This window comes from Pseudomonas sp. MAG002Y, assembly GCF_019400845.1.
Taxonomy (GTDB): Bacteria; Pseudomonadota; Gammaproteobacteria; order Pseudomonadales; family Pseudomonadaceae; genus Chryseomonas; species Chryseomonas luteola.
The window spans coordinates 266,393-279,828 of record NZ_WOEJ01000004.1 but is presented as its reverse complement, the minus strand read 5'-3'; the positions used below and the strand labels follow the sequence as shown (position 1 = coordinate 279,828).

General features: G+C 56.2%; 13 protein-coding genes. 4 read left to right on the top strand and 9 right to left on the bottom strand.

Annotated elements, in window-relative coordinates; all coding sequences use genetic code 11:
* Nucleotides 1-24 precede the first annotated feature (24 nt).
* Nucleotides 25-804, top strand: a complete 780-nt coding sequence (locus GM154_RS08215) for a hypothetical protein (RefSeq protein WP_010796203.1) — start codon at nucleotides 25-27, stop codon at nucleotides 802-804.
* Nucleotides 805-1,635: 831 nt separating this feature from the next.
* Here GM154_RS08215 and GM154_RS08210 read toward each other — a convergent pair.
* The 5 genes from GM154_RS08210 to gbcA all read right to left on the bottom strand — a co-directional run bounded on the left by GM154_RS08210 (nucleotide 1,636) and on the right by gbcA (nucleotide 6,680).
* Nucleotides 1,636-2,055, bottom strand: coding sequence for a DUF2141 domain-containing protein (locus GM154_RS08210; RefSeq protein WP_219651774.1), 420 nt, complete (start codon nucleotides 2,053-2,055; stop codon nucleotides 1,636-1,638).
* Nucleotides 2,052-2,699 (bottom strand): HAD hydrolase-like protein, encoded by a 648-nt coding sequence (locus GM154_RS08205; protein ID WP_219651772.1) that lies wholly within the window; start codon nucleotides 2,697-2,699, stop codon nucleotides 2,052-2,054. Before GM154_RS08205 ends, GM154_RS08210 begins: the two co-directional genes overlap by 4 nt.
* Nucleotides 2,700-2,805: 106 nt before the next feature.
* Nucleotides 2,806-4,428: a methyl-accepting chemotaxis protein gene (locus GM154_RS08200; RefSeq protein ID WP_258019758.1), complete on the bottom strand. Its 1,623-nt coding sequence runs from the start codon at nucleotides 4,426-4,428 to the stop codon at nucleotides 2,806-2,808.
* Between the two features lie 164 nt (nucleotides 4,429-4,592).
* Nucleotides 4,593-5,168 (bottom strand): hypothetical protein, encoded by a 576-nt coding sequence (locus GM154_RS08195; RefSeq protein ID WP_074827200.1) that lies wholly within the window; start codon nucleotides 5,166-5,168, stop codon nucleotides 4,593-4,595.
* A 213-nt stretch (nucleotides 5,169-5,381) separates the two neighbouring features.
* Nucleotides 5,382-6,680: a glycine-betaine demethylase subunit GbcA gene (gene gbcA / locus GM154_RS08190; RefSeq protein WP_197871226.1), complete on the bottom strand. Its 1,299-nt coding sequence runs from the start codon at nucleotides 6,678-6,680 to the stop codon at nucleotides 5,382-5,384.
* Between the two features lie 318 nt (nucleotides 6,681-6,998).
* On the opposite strand from gbcA, the gene GM154_RS08185 reads away from it, so the two are divergent.
* Together GM154_RS08185 and GM154_RS08180 are read left to right on the top strand one after the other, a co-directional pair.
* Nucleotides 6,999-8,096: a hybrid-cluster NAD(P)-dependent oxidoreductase gene (locus GM154_RS08185; RefSeq protein WP_219651770.1), complete on the top strand. Its 1,098-nt coding sequence runs from the start codon at nucleotides 6,999-7,001 to the stop codon at nucleotides 8,094-8,096.
* 218 nt (nucleotides 8,097-8,314) lie between these two features.
* The gene (locus GM154_RS08180) at nucleotides 8,315-9,238 is read left to right on the top strand and encodes a LysR family transcriptional regulator (RefSeq protein ID WP_074827276.1); all 924 of its coding nucleotides are present in this window, start codon (nucleotides 8,315-8,317) and stop codon (nucleotides 9,236-9,238) included.
* Here the strand turns inward: GM154_RS08180 and GM154_RS08175 are convergent.
* From GM154_RS08175 to GM154_RS08165, 3 genes are read right to left on the bottom strand one after another with little or no spacing between them, the layout of a single operon-like run.
* Nucleotides 9,155-9,472, bottom strand: a complete 318-nt coding sequence (locus tag GM154_RS08175; RefSeq protein ID WP_219651768.1) for an AzlD domain-containing protein — start codon at nucleotides 9,470-9,472, stop codon at nucleotides 9,155-9,157. The genes GM154_RS08180 and GM154_RS08175 overlap by 84 nt on opposite strands.
* Entirely contained in the window at nucleotides 9,451-10,155 is a 705-nt protein-coding gene (locus tag GM154_RS08170) for an AzlC family ABC transporter permease (RefSeq protein WP_308460602.1), read from the bottom strand. The genes GM154_RS08175 and GM154_RS08170 overlap by 22 nt, the downstream gene beginning before the upstream one ends.
* A gap of 43 nt (nucleotides 10,156-10,198) precedes the next feature.
* On the bottom strand, nucleotides 10,199-10,945 hold the full coding sequence (locus tag GM154_RS08165; protein WP_219651766.1) for a 2OG-Fe dioxygenase family protein: 747 nt from the start codon (nucleotides 10,943-10,945) through the stop codon (nucleotides 10,199-10,201).
* A gap of 248 nt (nucleotides 10,946-11,193) precedes the next feature.
* On the opposite strand from GM154_RS08165, the gene GM154_RS08160 reads away from it, so the two are divergent.
* Nucleotides 11,194-12,486: a sensor domain-containing diguanylate cyclase gene (locus GM154_RS08160; protein WP_074827192.1), complete on the top strand. Its 1,293-nt coding sequence runs from the start codon at nucleotides 11,194-11,196 to the stop codon at nucleotides 12,484-12,486.
* A 104-nt stretch (nucleotides 12,487-12,590) separates the two neighbouring features.
* Here the strand turns inward: GM154_RS08160 and GM154_RS08155 are convergent, their stop codons facing one another.
* Nucleotides 12,591-12,929: a hypothetical protein gene (locus GM154_RS08155; RefSeq protein ID WP_010796190.1), complete on the bottom strand. Its 339-nt coding sequence runs from the start codon at nucleotides 12,927-12,929 to the stop codon at nucleotides 12,591-12,593.
* Between the last annotated feature and the right edge of the window lie 507 nt (nucleotides 12,930-13,436).

The following is a 13,436-nucleotide window of genomic DNA, read 5'->3' as shown; positions in this document are numbered from 1 at the left end:
TGAGTCTTGAAGGAGGTAAACGGTATGTCCGACGGCCAATTGAATGTGATTACGCTGGTATCGGTGGGGTCGCATCCCATGTCGGCCCGCGCCCGCCGCGCAGAGCAGGATGCCCGAGCGGTCGAATTGGGGCTGCATCTGGCGGGTGATCGACTCACGGTACTGCATGCCGGTAATCCCTACGAGGAGTCGCTGCGCGCCTACCTGGGTATGGGATTGCCTGCCCTGCATGTCCTGGAGCAGCCCAAGGGCGCCGATGCTCTACCGGTGCTGGTGGAATACCTTCGGGAGGCTCAGGTCCAGGTTGTATTGACCGGCACTCAAGCCGAGACTGGGGAAGGGTCGGGCATGCTGCCCTATCTTCTGGCCGAATCGCTGGGTTGGCCCCTGGTAGTTGGGCTGGCAGACGTTGAATCGGTAGACGCCGGACATGCCCAGGTACTGCAAGCCCTGCCGCGCGGACAAAGGCGACGGCTAAGGGTACGCCTGCCTTTTGTCGCCAGTGTGGACAACGCAGCGCCAGCCGCCCGTCAAAGCGCCTTTGGGCCCGCAAGGCGTGGAGAGATCAAGGTTGAAGACGTGGATATCGTCGATGACCTCCTGTGGCAAGAGGCCGTCTTGCAGCCGGCTCGTCCACGGCCGAAGCGGCTGAAAGTCATCAAGGCCAAGACGGCTGCCGATCGTTTTCGCGCCGCCACGGCCAAGGCAACAGGAGATGGCGGTCAGATCCTGAGAGATGTCACCCCGCAGGCGGGCGCAGAAGCCATTTTCAAGGTCCTGCGTGAGGAAGGCGTCGTTCGGTAGGACGACTTTCATATCTCATGTCGGCTTCCGGCTTGCTGGAGGCTTTTGGGTGCCTGTCTTTTTATCCCTTCAAGCCCACAAATTGTGTGCACGAGCCTGTGGATAATCTGTTGGATAATTATTCGACCCTAGTAACCATGCGGCTTTAGCTGAAGTGGTCACTTTTTGATCAAAATGACAGGGATGGCTTTTCCTGTAATCACAACAACTTGTGGATAAGTTTGTGAGTAATATGTTTGGAAGAGGCTGTAAGCCTTGATTTTAAAGGGATAGAGGCAACTACTGTATTGTTGATCAGTGTTGACAAAGCTAATGAGCTCTCTATTTCAGCACTGTATGAAGAGCGTGCGCTTCATTGAGTTATCCACCCGATATAAAGCTAAAAATGCCCTGAAAAGGTGGATGAACCGTGGGAAGAGCTGTGGATAAGCTGTTGCTGAGGGTTGGTTAACTCATCTGTCAATGACTTGGATGACAAAACTCTGTCATCCACAAAGGCCATTATTAAGCCATTACAGGGCAATTATGAGACGGTTTAGCCTTTTATTCAGGCAGAGCCCATCCGAAGGGCTCGCCCGCTCAAGCCATACCTAACCGCTTTCCCACAATTACTGTGCGTCTGGCTGTGGACAGCATGTTCGTTAATGTCGCCAAGCCTTGCGCCATGCGGCGTCCAGACAGTTGCTCATTTATTGATCAATTAATTCAAGATCGATTTTTCTACTCACTATTACTGTGGTTTCGCTTGTGGATACAGTGTTCATGATTGCCTGGAGGCCACGACATACAAGGCCTCCAGAGGATTGATCGTTTTTTGAGCAGTTTTGTTGGTCAGCGAAGCTTGATGGTAATAGCTTCAATAGAGTCGTTGAGCTCGAAGCGTGTTTCCTCAAACGTGGCCTTACGCATCTTCAGTGGAGGGTTCTGGCTGTAGCCATACTGCTCAGTCGGCATCCCGATAAAGTTCGTATCGAGCTTCTGATTGCCGTTGGCATCTCGAATGACCGATACCGCATAGGTGCCGGGCTTCAGGTTCTTGAAGGTATGCTGCACCGTGGTCCCTGTAACTGGAATATGGGCGGATGCCTCCAATGGTTTGTCGTTATCCCACGCGTCGGCCGAAGCGAATACGGCTACCAGCAATTCACCTTTGGCCTCCTCGATATCGGTAAAGGTCACGTTGAGATCAGCAGCATGGGCACGGCCCAGTGTCCAGATAAGGCCGAAAACGCATAGGGGCAAGCGCTTCATGCAAGCTCCGTTGTAGGGTGAGAGACAAGGGTGTGAGTAATCGCGTCGAGGCGTTCGAAAAGATAGTCGGGCCCGGCTCTGCGTAACGCCTCTGGACTGGCATACCCCCAGCTGACCGCACCGCAGGCAATACCTGCCTTGCGCGCCGCCTGAATATCCCGCAATTCATCCCCAATGCAGATCGTGGCATCGGGCGAGACATTACAACGGGCGACTACCTGTTTAAGGCGTGAGCTTTTGCCGAGCAGGGGCGCGTTACATTCGAGACAGTCCAGATAGCGAGCCGACGGACCAAGAATGCACTCGACATTTTCAAGTGAATTGGACGTGACCAGCGCCAACTGTATTCCGGCCTGATGCAGGGCCTCCAGCATGGCCGGTACCCCTTCGAAGGGCCGCACGGTATGGCCGCCGTGCGCCATCAGGTGTTGAAAGTGGCGCGCGACACGTGGAATTTTCCACAAGGGAATACCAAAGTAACGCAGCAGCTGACGGGTGTCGTAGCTGCGGATGCGATCAAAGTCGGCTGGGTCGTACCGGTTGAAGCGATGTGCCTGAGCCAGTGTGTCGAGCGACTCGAGAAAGAATGGAAAGCTGTCGGCCAGGGTGCCATCAAAGTCGAAAATGACAAGTTGGTAGCGCATGGGCAGGGCGGCTGGCCGTGATAGGAAGAGAAGAGAGAGTAGCCGGGGCGGACGCCTGCGACAAATACAACCGGTGCCAAGTGTGATGGCACCGGTTGTATCAGGGTTACAGCGAGAAGCGACGCACCAGACCGTTGAGGTCTACGGCAAGGCGGGCAAGCTCCTGCGTGGCAACGCTGGTCTGCTGTGCACCGGCTGCCGTTTGCACAGACAAGTCACGGATGCTGACCAGGCTGCGGTCCACTTCACGGGCGACCTGAGCCTGCTGCTCGGAGGCGCTGGCAATCAGCAGGTTACGGTCGTTGATGTCGGCCACATTCGACGTGATGGTCGACAACGCTTCGCCAGCCGCGTTGGCTTTTTCCAGCGTGCTGCGGGCACGCTCGGCACTGCTCTGAAGCGCTTGTACGGTGTGGCCGGTCCCCTGCTGGATGCTACCGATCATGGATTCGATTTCACGGGTCGATTCCCCGGTACGGTGTGCCAGGGCACGGACTTCATCGGCCACGACGGCAAAGCCACGGCCAGCATCACCTGCACGGGCGGCTTCAATAGCGGCGTTGAGCGCCAGCAGGTTGGTCTGCTCAGCCACAGCGCGGATCACATCCAGGACCTTGCTGATATTAAGGGCCTGCTCGGCAAGCTCCTCGGCACTTTGAGAAGCGCCCAAGACATCGCTGGTGAGTGCTTCAATGGAGGCAATGGCATCGCTTAGTTGTGCACGGCCCTGTTGAGCTGAATGACTGGACGCCTGTGATGCTTCAGAGGTGCTGACCGCGTTGCTGGCAACGCCTTCTACAGCAGACGTCATTTCGTTCACAGCGGTAGCCGCCTGCTCGATCTCATCGTTCTGGCGCTGAAGACCCCGGGTAGACTCTTCCATGACTGCGCTCATTTCGTCAGCCGCCGATGACAGCTGAGTAGCCGAGTCGCCGATCTGGCCGATGGTCTGGCGTAGGTTGACCTGCATGGCGGCCAATGCCTGAAGCAGTTCCGCTGCCTCGTCCCGACCTTCGGCTTTCACGTTCTGGCTCAGGTCGCCACCGGCAATCTGTTTGGCAACGCTTACTGCCTGGCCAATAGGTTTGACGATGCTGGCTGTCAGCAGCAGGGCCAATGCGATCGTGACGATCACGGCCAGTACAATGATACCGATCACGATCGCCTGGGCCTGGCTGTAGCTCTCGGCTGCGGCCTGACCAGCCTTGGTCGCTGCATCCTGGTTGATCTTTTGCAGCAGCAGGTTCTGATCGTTGACGATGATGCCACGAGGCGCCAGTTCGGTATTGATCAGCTTGTTGGCGGAGGACAGATCCTCTTCGCTTACAAAGCCCTGTACCTTGGCCAGAATGCTCATGTATTCCTGAAAGGTGGTTTTGAGCGTGGAGAGTGCCTGGCGCTCCTGTTCGCTGGAAATCAGCGTCTCGTATTTCTTGAAAGTTTCTTGGATCTTTCCATCCAGTGTGGCAATGGTCTGGTTGCTCTTGGCCTGCACCGCCTTGTCCGGGTTCGCTACCAGGCGAAGCACCTCGACACGAAGACGGGTGATGTTCAGCGCAATTTCGTCTGCCGTTGCAAGGCTCGGCATGGCGTTGTTTTCGATGACTTGTCCGGCACGGCGGATATCAGCCATTTGCACCAAGTTGGAAATGCCAAGGATGATCAGTAGCAGGGCTACTGCACCAAAGCTCAGAAGGGTCCGGTAAGAGATCTTCAAATGTCTGAACATGATCGGTCCTGTTAGAAAATAAGGGCAGGCGATCCTTCGCTCTGTAAGGGATGCCTGCATATCGGACGCGATCGGGAATGCTTAAGGGTAGCCATCAGCTAAAAGCCAAACGTTTGCGACCTCTACAGAAAAGGGGCAAGACCGCTTAAGAGGTTAAGACAGAATCAGTGCTCGCCCAGGACGTGTTGTACCAGGGCCTTGTGAGCGGCTTCGTCCTTTCGGTCAGACAGCAGCTGTACAACCGCAACCCGCGCATCTGCCTCGGCAATAAAGGCGGTGCTGCGCATGGGCGTGCCGTTCATGACTGACGTGGTTTCCAGTTGCTGAAGGGTCAGGCCGTCGCGCTTTAGGGTCTTTTCCTTGAGCACTTTGAATTTGCTGCCGCTCAGTTTCTGCCGTGCATAGAATGCGGCTTTGGCCTTGGCAAGCACGACTCGGTTGCTGGCGGTTTTATCTTCTGGCGTTGGTGTTTCAGAGGTAACGATCAACTGTTGGCTGGCTTTGTTGATATACAGTTTGCCGCGTGCTGACGGGTCTTCGGCAGTTGTGCCGGGCGGCAGGGGACTGACATCGAACCCCTCGGGTAATGCCAGCACTAGCTGATGGTTCAGCAGGGAGATGGAGTGGCTATTGGCTGTCTGGGTGGTTTCGGCCTTGCTGGCAGCCTGGACCGGTAGAGTGACAAGGCCGAATACAAGGGCAGCCGAAGCCAGGGCCATTTTCAGGCTGTTGTTGTTCATGTCAGATCCTTGAATGGATTGCGTTGAGTCCTTTGGGTGCCGAAAGGCTTGGCAGCCAGGGCCCAACGACTGGCCGGATTATTTCATAGCGACAAGTCTGCATTGCGCTGTGCTTTCCTGAAGCGTGCAGTGCTTGGCAGTTGAAAATGCAACGGTTTTTGACTGAACAAAAGAAACCCCGCCGAAGCGGGGTTCTTAAAACAGAGTAGTCAATCAGCCATCGGCACCCACTTGACGCAGATGGGGTACAGGCTGTTCCTCGCCCAGGTTGGCCAGTAGGCGTTCGCTGTACCAGTCAATGAAATTAATGACGCCAAATTCATAGGTCTGTGAATACGGGCCGGGCTGGTAGGCCTTGGAGTTGATGCCGCGCTGATTTTCCTCGGCAAGCATTCGGTCCTGCTGGTTAGTGGCATCCCAAACCTTGCGCAGATTTTCTACCTCATAATCGACGCCCTCTACTGCATCCTTGTGCACCAGCCACTTGGTGGTAACCACGGTCTGTTGGGCGCTGATTGGCCAAACAGTGAACACAATCAGGTGATCCCCCATGGCGTGGTTCCAGGAGTGCGGCAGGTGCAGGATGCGCATGGAGCCCAACTCCGGGTTCTTGATACGTCCCATCAGCTTCTTGCAGCCGGGCTTGCCATCCAGCGTCATGGACGCCGTGCCCTTGAGTAGCGGCATGCGCACAATGCGGTTACGCAGGCCAAAGCTGGCGTGGGCATACGGGATCTGCTCGGCCTCCCAAGCGGCGGCGCTTTCGGCAACGTGATCCTTGAAGGCCTGGTTGGCGCGCGGATCGGTTACATCGTCCCATTCCAGTAGTGTCTTGAGCAGCTCTGGGTGCGAGCCGTTGCAGTGGTAGCACTCGCGGTTGTTTTCAAGCACCAGCTTCCAGTTGGCGGCTTCCATCAGGTCCGTACGGGCTACGACCTTAGTGTTTTCCATGTCGTACGGTTCCATGTAATGGTCGAGCGTACGCAGGAAGTCATCAATAGCGGGAGGCTCTTCGGCCAGGCAGATAAAGATGTATCCGCCCGCCGTTTTCACATGCACCGGCTTCAGGTTGAAGTCCGCCATGTTGAAGTCAGCGCCCATTTCGGTACCGGCAAACAGCAGGCGGCCGTCCAGCTCGTAGGTCCATTGATGATAGGGGCAGACCAGCTTGGCCACCTTGCCTTTCTCGCTGACGCACAGGCGAGAACCGCGGTGCCGACACACGTTATGAAAAGCGTGTACCTTGCCTTCAGCACCACGCACCACCATGACGGGGTTATCGCCAATCTGCAGCGTGAGAAAATTGCCTTTGGCAGGGATTTCACTCGTCATTCCGGCAATCAGCCACTCCTTGCCAAAGATCTCCTGCATGTCGATCTGGAACAGACGCTCATCGTTATAGAACGGCTGTGGCATCGAGTAAGTTCGCTCACGGGTACGCAGCATCTCTGCGGTGGCCTTGCGGGCCGATTCCAGCGGATCGCCCAGACTCAAAGGGTAGGTGACGTCCATCGGTATCCTCATGCGGCGGCATACAGGTGCGCCGGTGAAAAAGTGGCTGATAGGGTTGTGATGCAAGGCGTTTGGACAGCTTGTTCAAGACTGCCCGTGTGGTTGGTGAAATCAGTGTGGGGCTGCGTCTGGATGGGGCCTTATCCACGCGCGACATGGTCGAATCATTTCCCGACGCGGCAAGTCCCGTGGACGCTGGGCTGGTCGCTCTAAGCATGCCGATGTCGTTGGCAGGTAAATGCCGACGAAAGGGCCTCTCCACAATCGCCCCATCACCGCCTGAAGATGCGGCGGGTCTCAACGCGTGAGGGCACGTGCATGAACAGCTTTCTGAATCCGGTTACTACGCAGACCTGGGCCAATGGTCGCCATGCGGTACGTTGCGTCAAGGCGATTCAGGAAACCTGGGATGTACGAACCTTCTGCTTCATGGCGGACGTACCCCTGATGTACTTTTTCAAACCCGGTCAGTTCGTGACGCTGGAGCTTGAGATTGAGGGTCAGCAGATGATGCGTTCATACACAATCTCCAGCTCGCCCTCCGTGCCCTACAGCTTCTCGATCACGGTCAAGCGTGTCCCGGGTGGCAAGGTATCGAACTGGCTGCATGACAACCTGCGTGAAGGGCAGGAGCTTGCGGTGCATGGGCCGGTGGGGCTGTTCAATGCCATCGACTACCCGTCCGACAAGGTCCTACTGCTCTCCGGTGGCGTAGGTATCACACCGGTGATGTCCATGGCCCGCTGGTTCTTCGACACGAACGCTAACGTGGACATGGTGTTTGTACACAGTGCCCGCACGCCAAAGGACATCATCTATCACCGCGAGCTGGAGCATATGGCCTCGCGGGTCTCTAATTTCTCGCTGCATCTTGTGTGCGAGCGGAGTGATCTTGGTGAGGCCTGGGCGGGATATCGCGGTTTCTTTGATCGGCGCATGCTGGAATTGATGGCGCCGGATTTTCGTGATCGCGAGGTGTTCTGCTGTGGCCCGACACCTTATATGAATGCTGTGAAGACCATGCTGCGCGAGCTGGGCTACGATATGGCCCGTTATCACGAGGAGTCCTTTGGCGCGACGCCTGCGGATGTCAAGGAAGAGGTTCTCGAACAGGCCGGTCTTGCGGCCGACACACCGCCGGTTCCGCTGGCGGATCAGTGCGAGGTGTTATTTGCGGGCAGCGGCATGAGTGTACGTGTTGGACCAGGTGAGACTGTGCACGGAGCGGCTGCCAAGCTGGGCCTGCATATTCCAAAGGCATGCGGCATGGGCATCTGCGGCACCTGCAAGGTGCTCAAGACCCGTGGTTCGGTTGTCATGGAGCACAACGGCGGCATTACCGAAGAGGACGAGGCCGAAGGTTACATCCTGTCCTGCTGCAGCGTTCCGCAAGGGGACGTTGAAATCGATTTCTAAATACTCTACAGCGGACATGCCTGTTTGGGCGTGTCCGTCACCGTTTCCTTTTCCCGTCTGATATTACCGCAGCGGCACAATGCCCCTATTTTTCATGTGGGCTATTCCTGCTCTAATACCGCCAGGCACTGAGACAGCTGCTAAGGTAAGGTAGAAGATCGCAGCATTGTGTGATCAGATCGCTACAGCATCGCTCCTTTCTGATCGAGGGCGTCAAAATGGATGTCAGAACGCTGCGCAACCTGACGCGGGTGGCGCGTACAGGCTCTCTGTCTGCCGCGTCAGATGAGGCCTGCCTGACCGTGCAGGCCCTGGCGGCGCAATTGAACAAGGCGGAAGACCAGTTCGGGTTCAGGATTTTCAAGCGATCCAACAAGGGATTGCACCTGACCGAGCGTGGTCACGCGCTCATGCCTTATATCGAGAAGGTGGTGGAGTCCGCCCGGCAACTGGACAGCAAAGCTGCCGAGTTAAGCCAAGCCACGCCACGGCTGCTGCGGGCCGCACTGAACAGCACGCTACCGGCCGATATCAACCAGTGCATCGTCAAGCGGATGATGCAGGTCTTCAGCGATTATCACCTGGAGTTCAGCTTTGCCGAGTCCATCGAGAACCTCAGCAAGCTGCGTAACGACAATATCGACCTTGCGGTACTGATCGGACCACCGCAAGCCGATCTGGCCAGCCTTGAGCTGGCTGATATTCATATTGATGTCGTAGGTGCTTACCACGGTGCCGATGCAGAGGCGTACAGCGACCTGAGTGACAAGCTGCTTGTTAGGCCGACCAGCGACTGCCCTTATTCCACCAGTTTCGAGCGGTTTCTGGACAGTGGTCAGACGGTGAGCCAATGGGGGCATCGCATGATCTATTCGGGTAGCGAAACCCTGACCGTCTCGCTGATCAAACAACTCGATGGCTTGGGCGTCGTTTCACGGGCGGCGGCTTGCAAGCATGGATTGTCCATCGTACCGGGGTTTGAGGATTCGCTGCCGGTACGCCTGGTCGTCAACAATGTCGACTTGCCTATTCGTGCCCTGGAGCAGCTGACCCGTCCCTTACAGCACTCGCCCCAGCGCAATATACGACAACAGGCCTACCGCCACACTGAGGAGCAGGTTCTTACTGAAATAAGCGCATAACAGCGTCGGTATGGCGGCAACGAATTCGGGCCGCATGAGGCTCACATGCTTTTCCGTCACCACCAGTGGTGTGAGGGTAATGGCCGCAACGATGCAGACGGGCAGAAACTCCAGCGTTCGCGTGAGGAATCCTGGCCAGCGCTCGGTACTGAGCTGCATCGGTAGCACCCGTGGTAGCAGTGTCACCGCGGTCATCAGGACGATTATCAGGATCAGGAACGTTTCTTGAGACATACGCCTATCCAGCAGCCAAAGAACGTGGCGATAAAGACATTCAGGGCGGACTCGAACAGCAGGTTCAGCACACCCATGCAGGCCACCGCCGCCAGAGCAGCCACCAGCTTGCCCTTGGAATCACAAAGCGAGACCAGCACGTACAGCATCATGGCGGTCAAGGCATAGTCGAGCTTGTACTGGACCAGGTGGGCAGTGTAGGTCGAGCTGAGAGCACCCAGCAGCGCGCCCAGCACCCAGGCACTGTGACAGAAGAGGTTGAACGAGATCAGATAACGGGCATTGACCGCAACGCCTTTCTGCAACTTGCTGCTGTGAAAGGCAAAGGACTCGTCCGTCAGCTCCGCCGCATACACCCACCGTTCCAGACGGCTCAGGCCTGTCGTGCGCAGGGCTCTGGACATGTACATCGACATCAGCATGTGACGGGCGTTGATCAGAAAGGTGGTCATCACGATAGTGATGATCGAGGCGTTAGCCGTCATCAGTGCCAGAGCGGCGAACTGCGAGGCACCGGCATAGACGAACAAGCACATGGCGACCGGCAACCAGAGCGGATAGCCTGCATTCACAGCCATCAGGCTGAAAACGAACGAGACCGTAAAATAGCCAGCGACGACCGGACTGGCCTCGCTGAAGGTGCGTAGCTCAGGAGCTTTCCGGGTTAAAACACGCGTATTCACACCATCCTCTCATTGCCGGGCTGAAATCGGACCGTTCATAGGTTTACCGCACAATGTCATGGGCCGTCCCAGGTTTAGAGAAAGAGATGGCGATGATCTGACGGAATGCCGGGCGCTTTGGGTCCTTCGTGGACGCAGGCGTCACGTAATGACGCATCTCCCGGTCCAGGAAAAACGTCGTGTCCAGGATGTGCTCGTAAGTCAGCGCGGCGAGCAGCTCCTCTTGTACGTTATATAACCGACTTTCGGCGCCTGTGATGTTATGCCGACCCCAGAAATGCATTGCGCTGAAGGGGTAGCCGTCGCAGTGAATTCCCTCAGGCGTGATTTCGACCTGCTGGCCGGGGTTGATCTCGATCCGAATCTGGTGAATCTGGCACTGCCACATATCGTTATGCAGATGCGCTGGCAATACGCTTTTGTACACCTCGAAATCCAGGGCGATCAGGCTGCGAAGAACAGGGGAGGCGATTACTTCATCGGAGAAGTCCTGAAAATGCCGCTCCATGCCGCCTACATAGCGATTGTTAGCCAAGGATTGTACATAGGGGCGATGTTCGAGCTGGCGCAGCTCCTGATTGACGGGGTGGTACTCGAAATCGCTGTAGCGTCTGAACCGTGCGCCCGACTCGGCCTGGCCATAATAACTGTCGCGCTCCATAGCTTCCCAGCTATGGGTCAGCCGGACGAATTCGTCAAAGTTGCCCGTCAGGCTGAAGTCTGCTCCTTTCACATTGGCAAACTTGTTTTGACGCAGGGCGTCACCAACCGCCTTGTTGAGAACAATCATGATCGTCTCCGCTCCATTGAACGATCCACTCTAAGCGCTGGGCAGATTTGCTCTATGAGAAATAATTTAAGGCATCTCAACGAAAAGTTGAGATTGGCTGAGGGCCTGCTGCCTGCATGAGGTATCCACGGTCTGATGGTCATCCATCGGGCGATCGGATGGTCATGTCAATTTGTTGCAGGCTGCGCCGATACAGGGTGTACAAGATGCGTCCTACCTGGAGGCACCCCAGTTACCAGACTTCTGCCATGACCACTTCTGCTTTCATGCTCGATAGCGAATCTCAGCTCCGTGGCCTTATCGATGCCATACAGGAGTTCATTGTGCTCAAGGATGGGCGGGGACGATGGCTGATTACCAACAGGATCGTGATCGACACCTATCGCCTGCAAGGCGTTGACTATGTGGGCAAGACCGACATGGAGCTGGCGCTGATTCGACCGGAGTTCCATGAGGCTTTTGTCTACAACGTGCAGACCGACGAGCAGGCCTGGCAAAAAGGGTCGGCGCTGCGTATCCAGAAATCCTTCATGGGGCTGGACGGCCGTCTCAACACGTGGGAAGTGATCAAGACACCCAGTTTCGATGAAGCGGGTAATCGCCACCAGCTTGTGATCGTCAGCCGCAATATTACCGAGCGTCGTGTGGCTGAGCAGGCACTGGAAGCCAGTGAACAGCGTTATCGGCTGATTGCTGACAACATGCTCGACATCATTGGTGTGTTCAAGCCGGAAGTAGGCATCGAATATGTTTCGCCTTCCTTTGAGCATGTCCTGGGGCATCGGGCGGCTATCTATCTGGGGCGTGACATGTTCGAACTGATCCACCCGGACGATATTGATCCCTTGCGCAGTGCGTTTCGAATGCTATTGGAGGGTAGCGTCTCGCATACGACGGTCGAATGCCGCTGTTACCATGCCCAAGGGCACTGCATATGGTTCGAAACGCATCTCTCCAGTACCTATACGAATGAGGGCGTTCTGGACAATGTCGTTTTTGCCTGCCGTGATATCTCAGCACGTAAAGCCTACGATCAGCATCTTCAAACGCTGGCCTACCACGATCCTCTGACGGGAGCGCCCAACAGACGCTTCCTGATGGACCAGATTCAGCTCAGGATCGATCAGGCATCGGCCGATTCAAACTTTGCCGTCCTGTATCTGGATCTTGATCGATTCAAGCCCATCAATGACGAGAGGGGGCATGATGTGGGGGACGAGCTGCTGATTAGGTTCGCCAGCAGGCTCAAGCAGAACCTGCGTGCCAACGACCTGTATGCCCGTATTGGCGGCGACGAGTTCGTGATCGTACTGGCCCAGGTAAACGAGGTTCAGGCGGTCACCATTGCTGAGCGGTTATGTCTGGCCTTGCAAGCGCCATGGATGCTGCCGTGTGGAGAGCTCAAGACCACTTCGTCCATTGGTGTGGTGCTTTACCCTGATGCCGGTCTGTCTGTGCACACCCTGCTGCGTCATGCTGACGAAGCCCTGTATGAGGCCAAGCGGGCAGGGCGAGCCTGTGTCATGGTCTACAACGGATAAAAGCAAATAGACAGGCGCCAAGTTTGGCAGGCGGGGCGGGGTATCAAGAAGAGGAGATAATGCAGGGGGGCAGGCATTGTCTGGCAAGGCCTACCCCTGAACAGTCACGCGTCGCAGAGGGCGCGCATGCCGTTGACAGTCATCTCAAGGTGCTGCTCCAGACGCTCCAACTCAGCCTGCAGCGGCTCGGGGAACGGATGGCAGTCCAGTGCCTGGGTTACCAGGGTGCTTATCAGGACGAAGAAGGCGAGTACCTCTTCCGGATCGGAGCTGGCATTCAGGCGCGAATAGCGGGCCTGCTCCGAAGCATAATTGGTTTCAGCGACATCAAACTTGCGCAGTACAGCGCCCAGCCACTGGGTCGAATGCACACAAAACGGCGTGCCCCGATAGGCTTGCGGCTGGCGTTGTTCGTAATGCTTTTGAGTGTTGTGTGTATTCATGATCTGTATTTGCTTCTAAGGGCTAACAAGGCTCAGCAAACTGGATGACGCAAACTAACTGGACGGTATTTACGGTCCGTCGAATTTCCTGCCACCTAAGGCTCATGCCTGAGCGTTTTCAGTTGGCTTCATCAGCTCAATCAGCTTGATCGTTGTATCGGCGCCCCTCACAAAAACATGAGTACGAAGGTGCAACGGGCAGACGGACGATCATCTGCTGCTAGCCTTGCCGATTGATGGCTATTTGCCAACAAGAAGCGGCGTAGGGTAGTGAAACGGTTGGCATCCTGCTACTGATTTCTGATCACGTTATGTGACCGCGGCAAGAAAAACAGGCTAAACGACTTGCATGGGTACGCGGGGATGGTAAGGCGAGGAAAAAGACTTTCTGGCGGGCAACAAAAAACCCGCCGAAGCGGGTTTTCTGGTTGACCTTACTCAACGTCCTGTCGAGCTGCCATCCTGGCCTGGTCATTCATCCTTGATCTACCTGAGCGCTTCCTGCGC

Excerpts from the sequence above, each read along its gene's own strand:
- GM154_RS08215 (WP_010796203.1), top strand. The coding sequence starts at position 25 with ATGTCCGACGGCCAATTGAATGTGATTACGCTGGTATCGGTGGGGTCG.
- GM154_RS08210 (WP_219651774.1), bottom strand. The coding sequence starts at position 2,055 with ATGAAGCGCTTGCCCCTATGCGTTTTCGGCCTTATCTGGACACTGGGC.
- GM154_RS08205 (WP_219651772.1), bottom strand. The coding sequence starts at position 2,699 with ATGCGCTACCAACTTGTCATTTTCGACTTTGATGGCACCCTGGCCGAC.
- GM154_RS08200 (WP_258019758.1), bottom strand. The coding sequence starts at position 4,428 with ATGTTCAGACATTTGAAGATCTCTTACCGGACCCTTCTGAGCTTTGGT.
- GM154_RS08195 (WP_074827200.1), bottom strand. The coding sequence starts at position 5,168 with ATGAACAACAACAGCCTGAAAATGGCCCTGGCTTCGGCTGCCCTTGTA.
- gbcA (WP_197871226.1), bottom strand. The coding sequence starts at position 6,680 with ATGGACGTCACCTACCCTTTGAGTCTGGGCGATCCGCTGGAATCGGCC.
- GM154_RS08185 (WP_219651770.1), top strand. The coding sequence starts at position 6,999 with ATGAACAGCTTTCTGAATCCGGTTACTACGCAGACCTGGGCCAATGGT.
- GM154_RS08180 (WP_074827276.1), top strand. The coding sequence starts at position 8,315 with ATGGATGTCAGAACGCTGCGCAACCTGACGCGGGTGGCGCGTACAGGC.
- GM154_RS08175 (WP_219651768.1), bottom strand. The coding sequence starts at position 9,472 with ATGTCTCAAGAAACGTTCCTGATCCTGATAATCGTCCTGATGACCGCG.
- GM154_RS08165 (WP_219651766.1), bottom strand. The coding sequence starts at position 10,945 with ATGATTGTTCTCAACAAGGCGGTTGGTGACGCCCTGCGTCAAAACAAG.
- GM154_RS08160 (WP_074827192.1), top strand. The coding sequence starts at position 11,194 with ATGACCACTTCTGCTTTCATGCTCGATAGCGAATCTCAGCTCCGTGGC.
- GM154_RS08155 (WP_010796190.1), bottom strand. The coding sequence starts at position 12,929 with ATGAATACACACAACACTCAAAAGCATTACGAACAACGCCAGCCGCAA.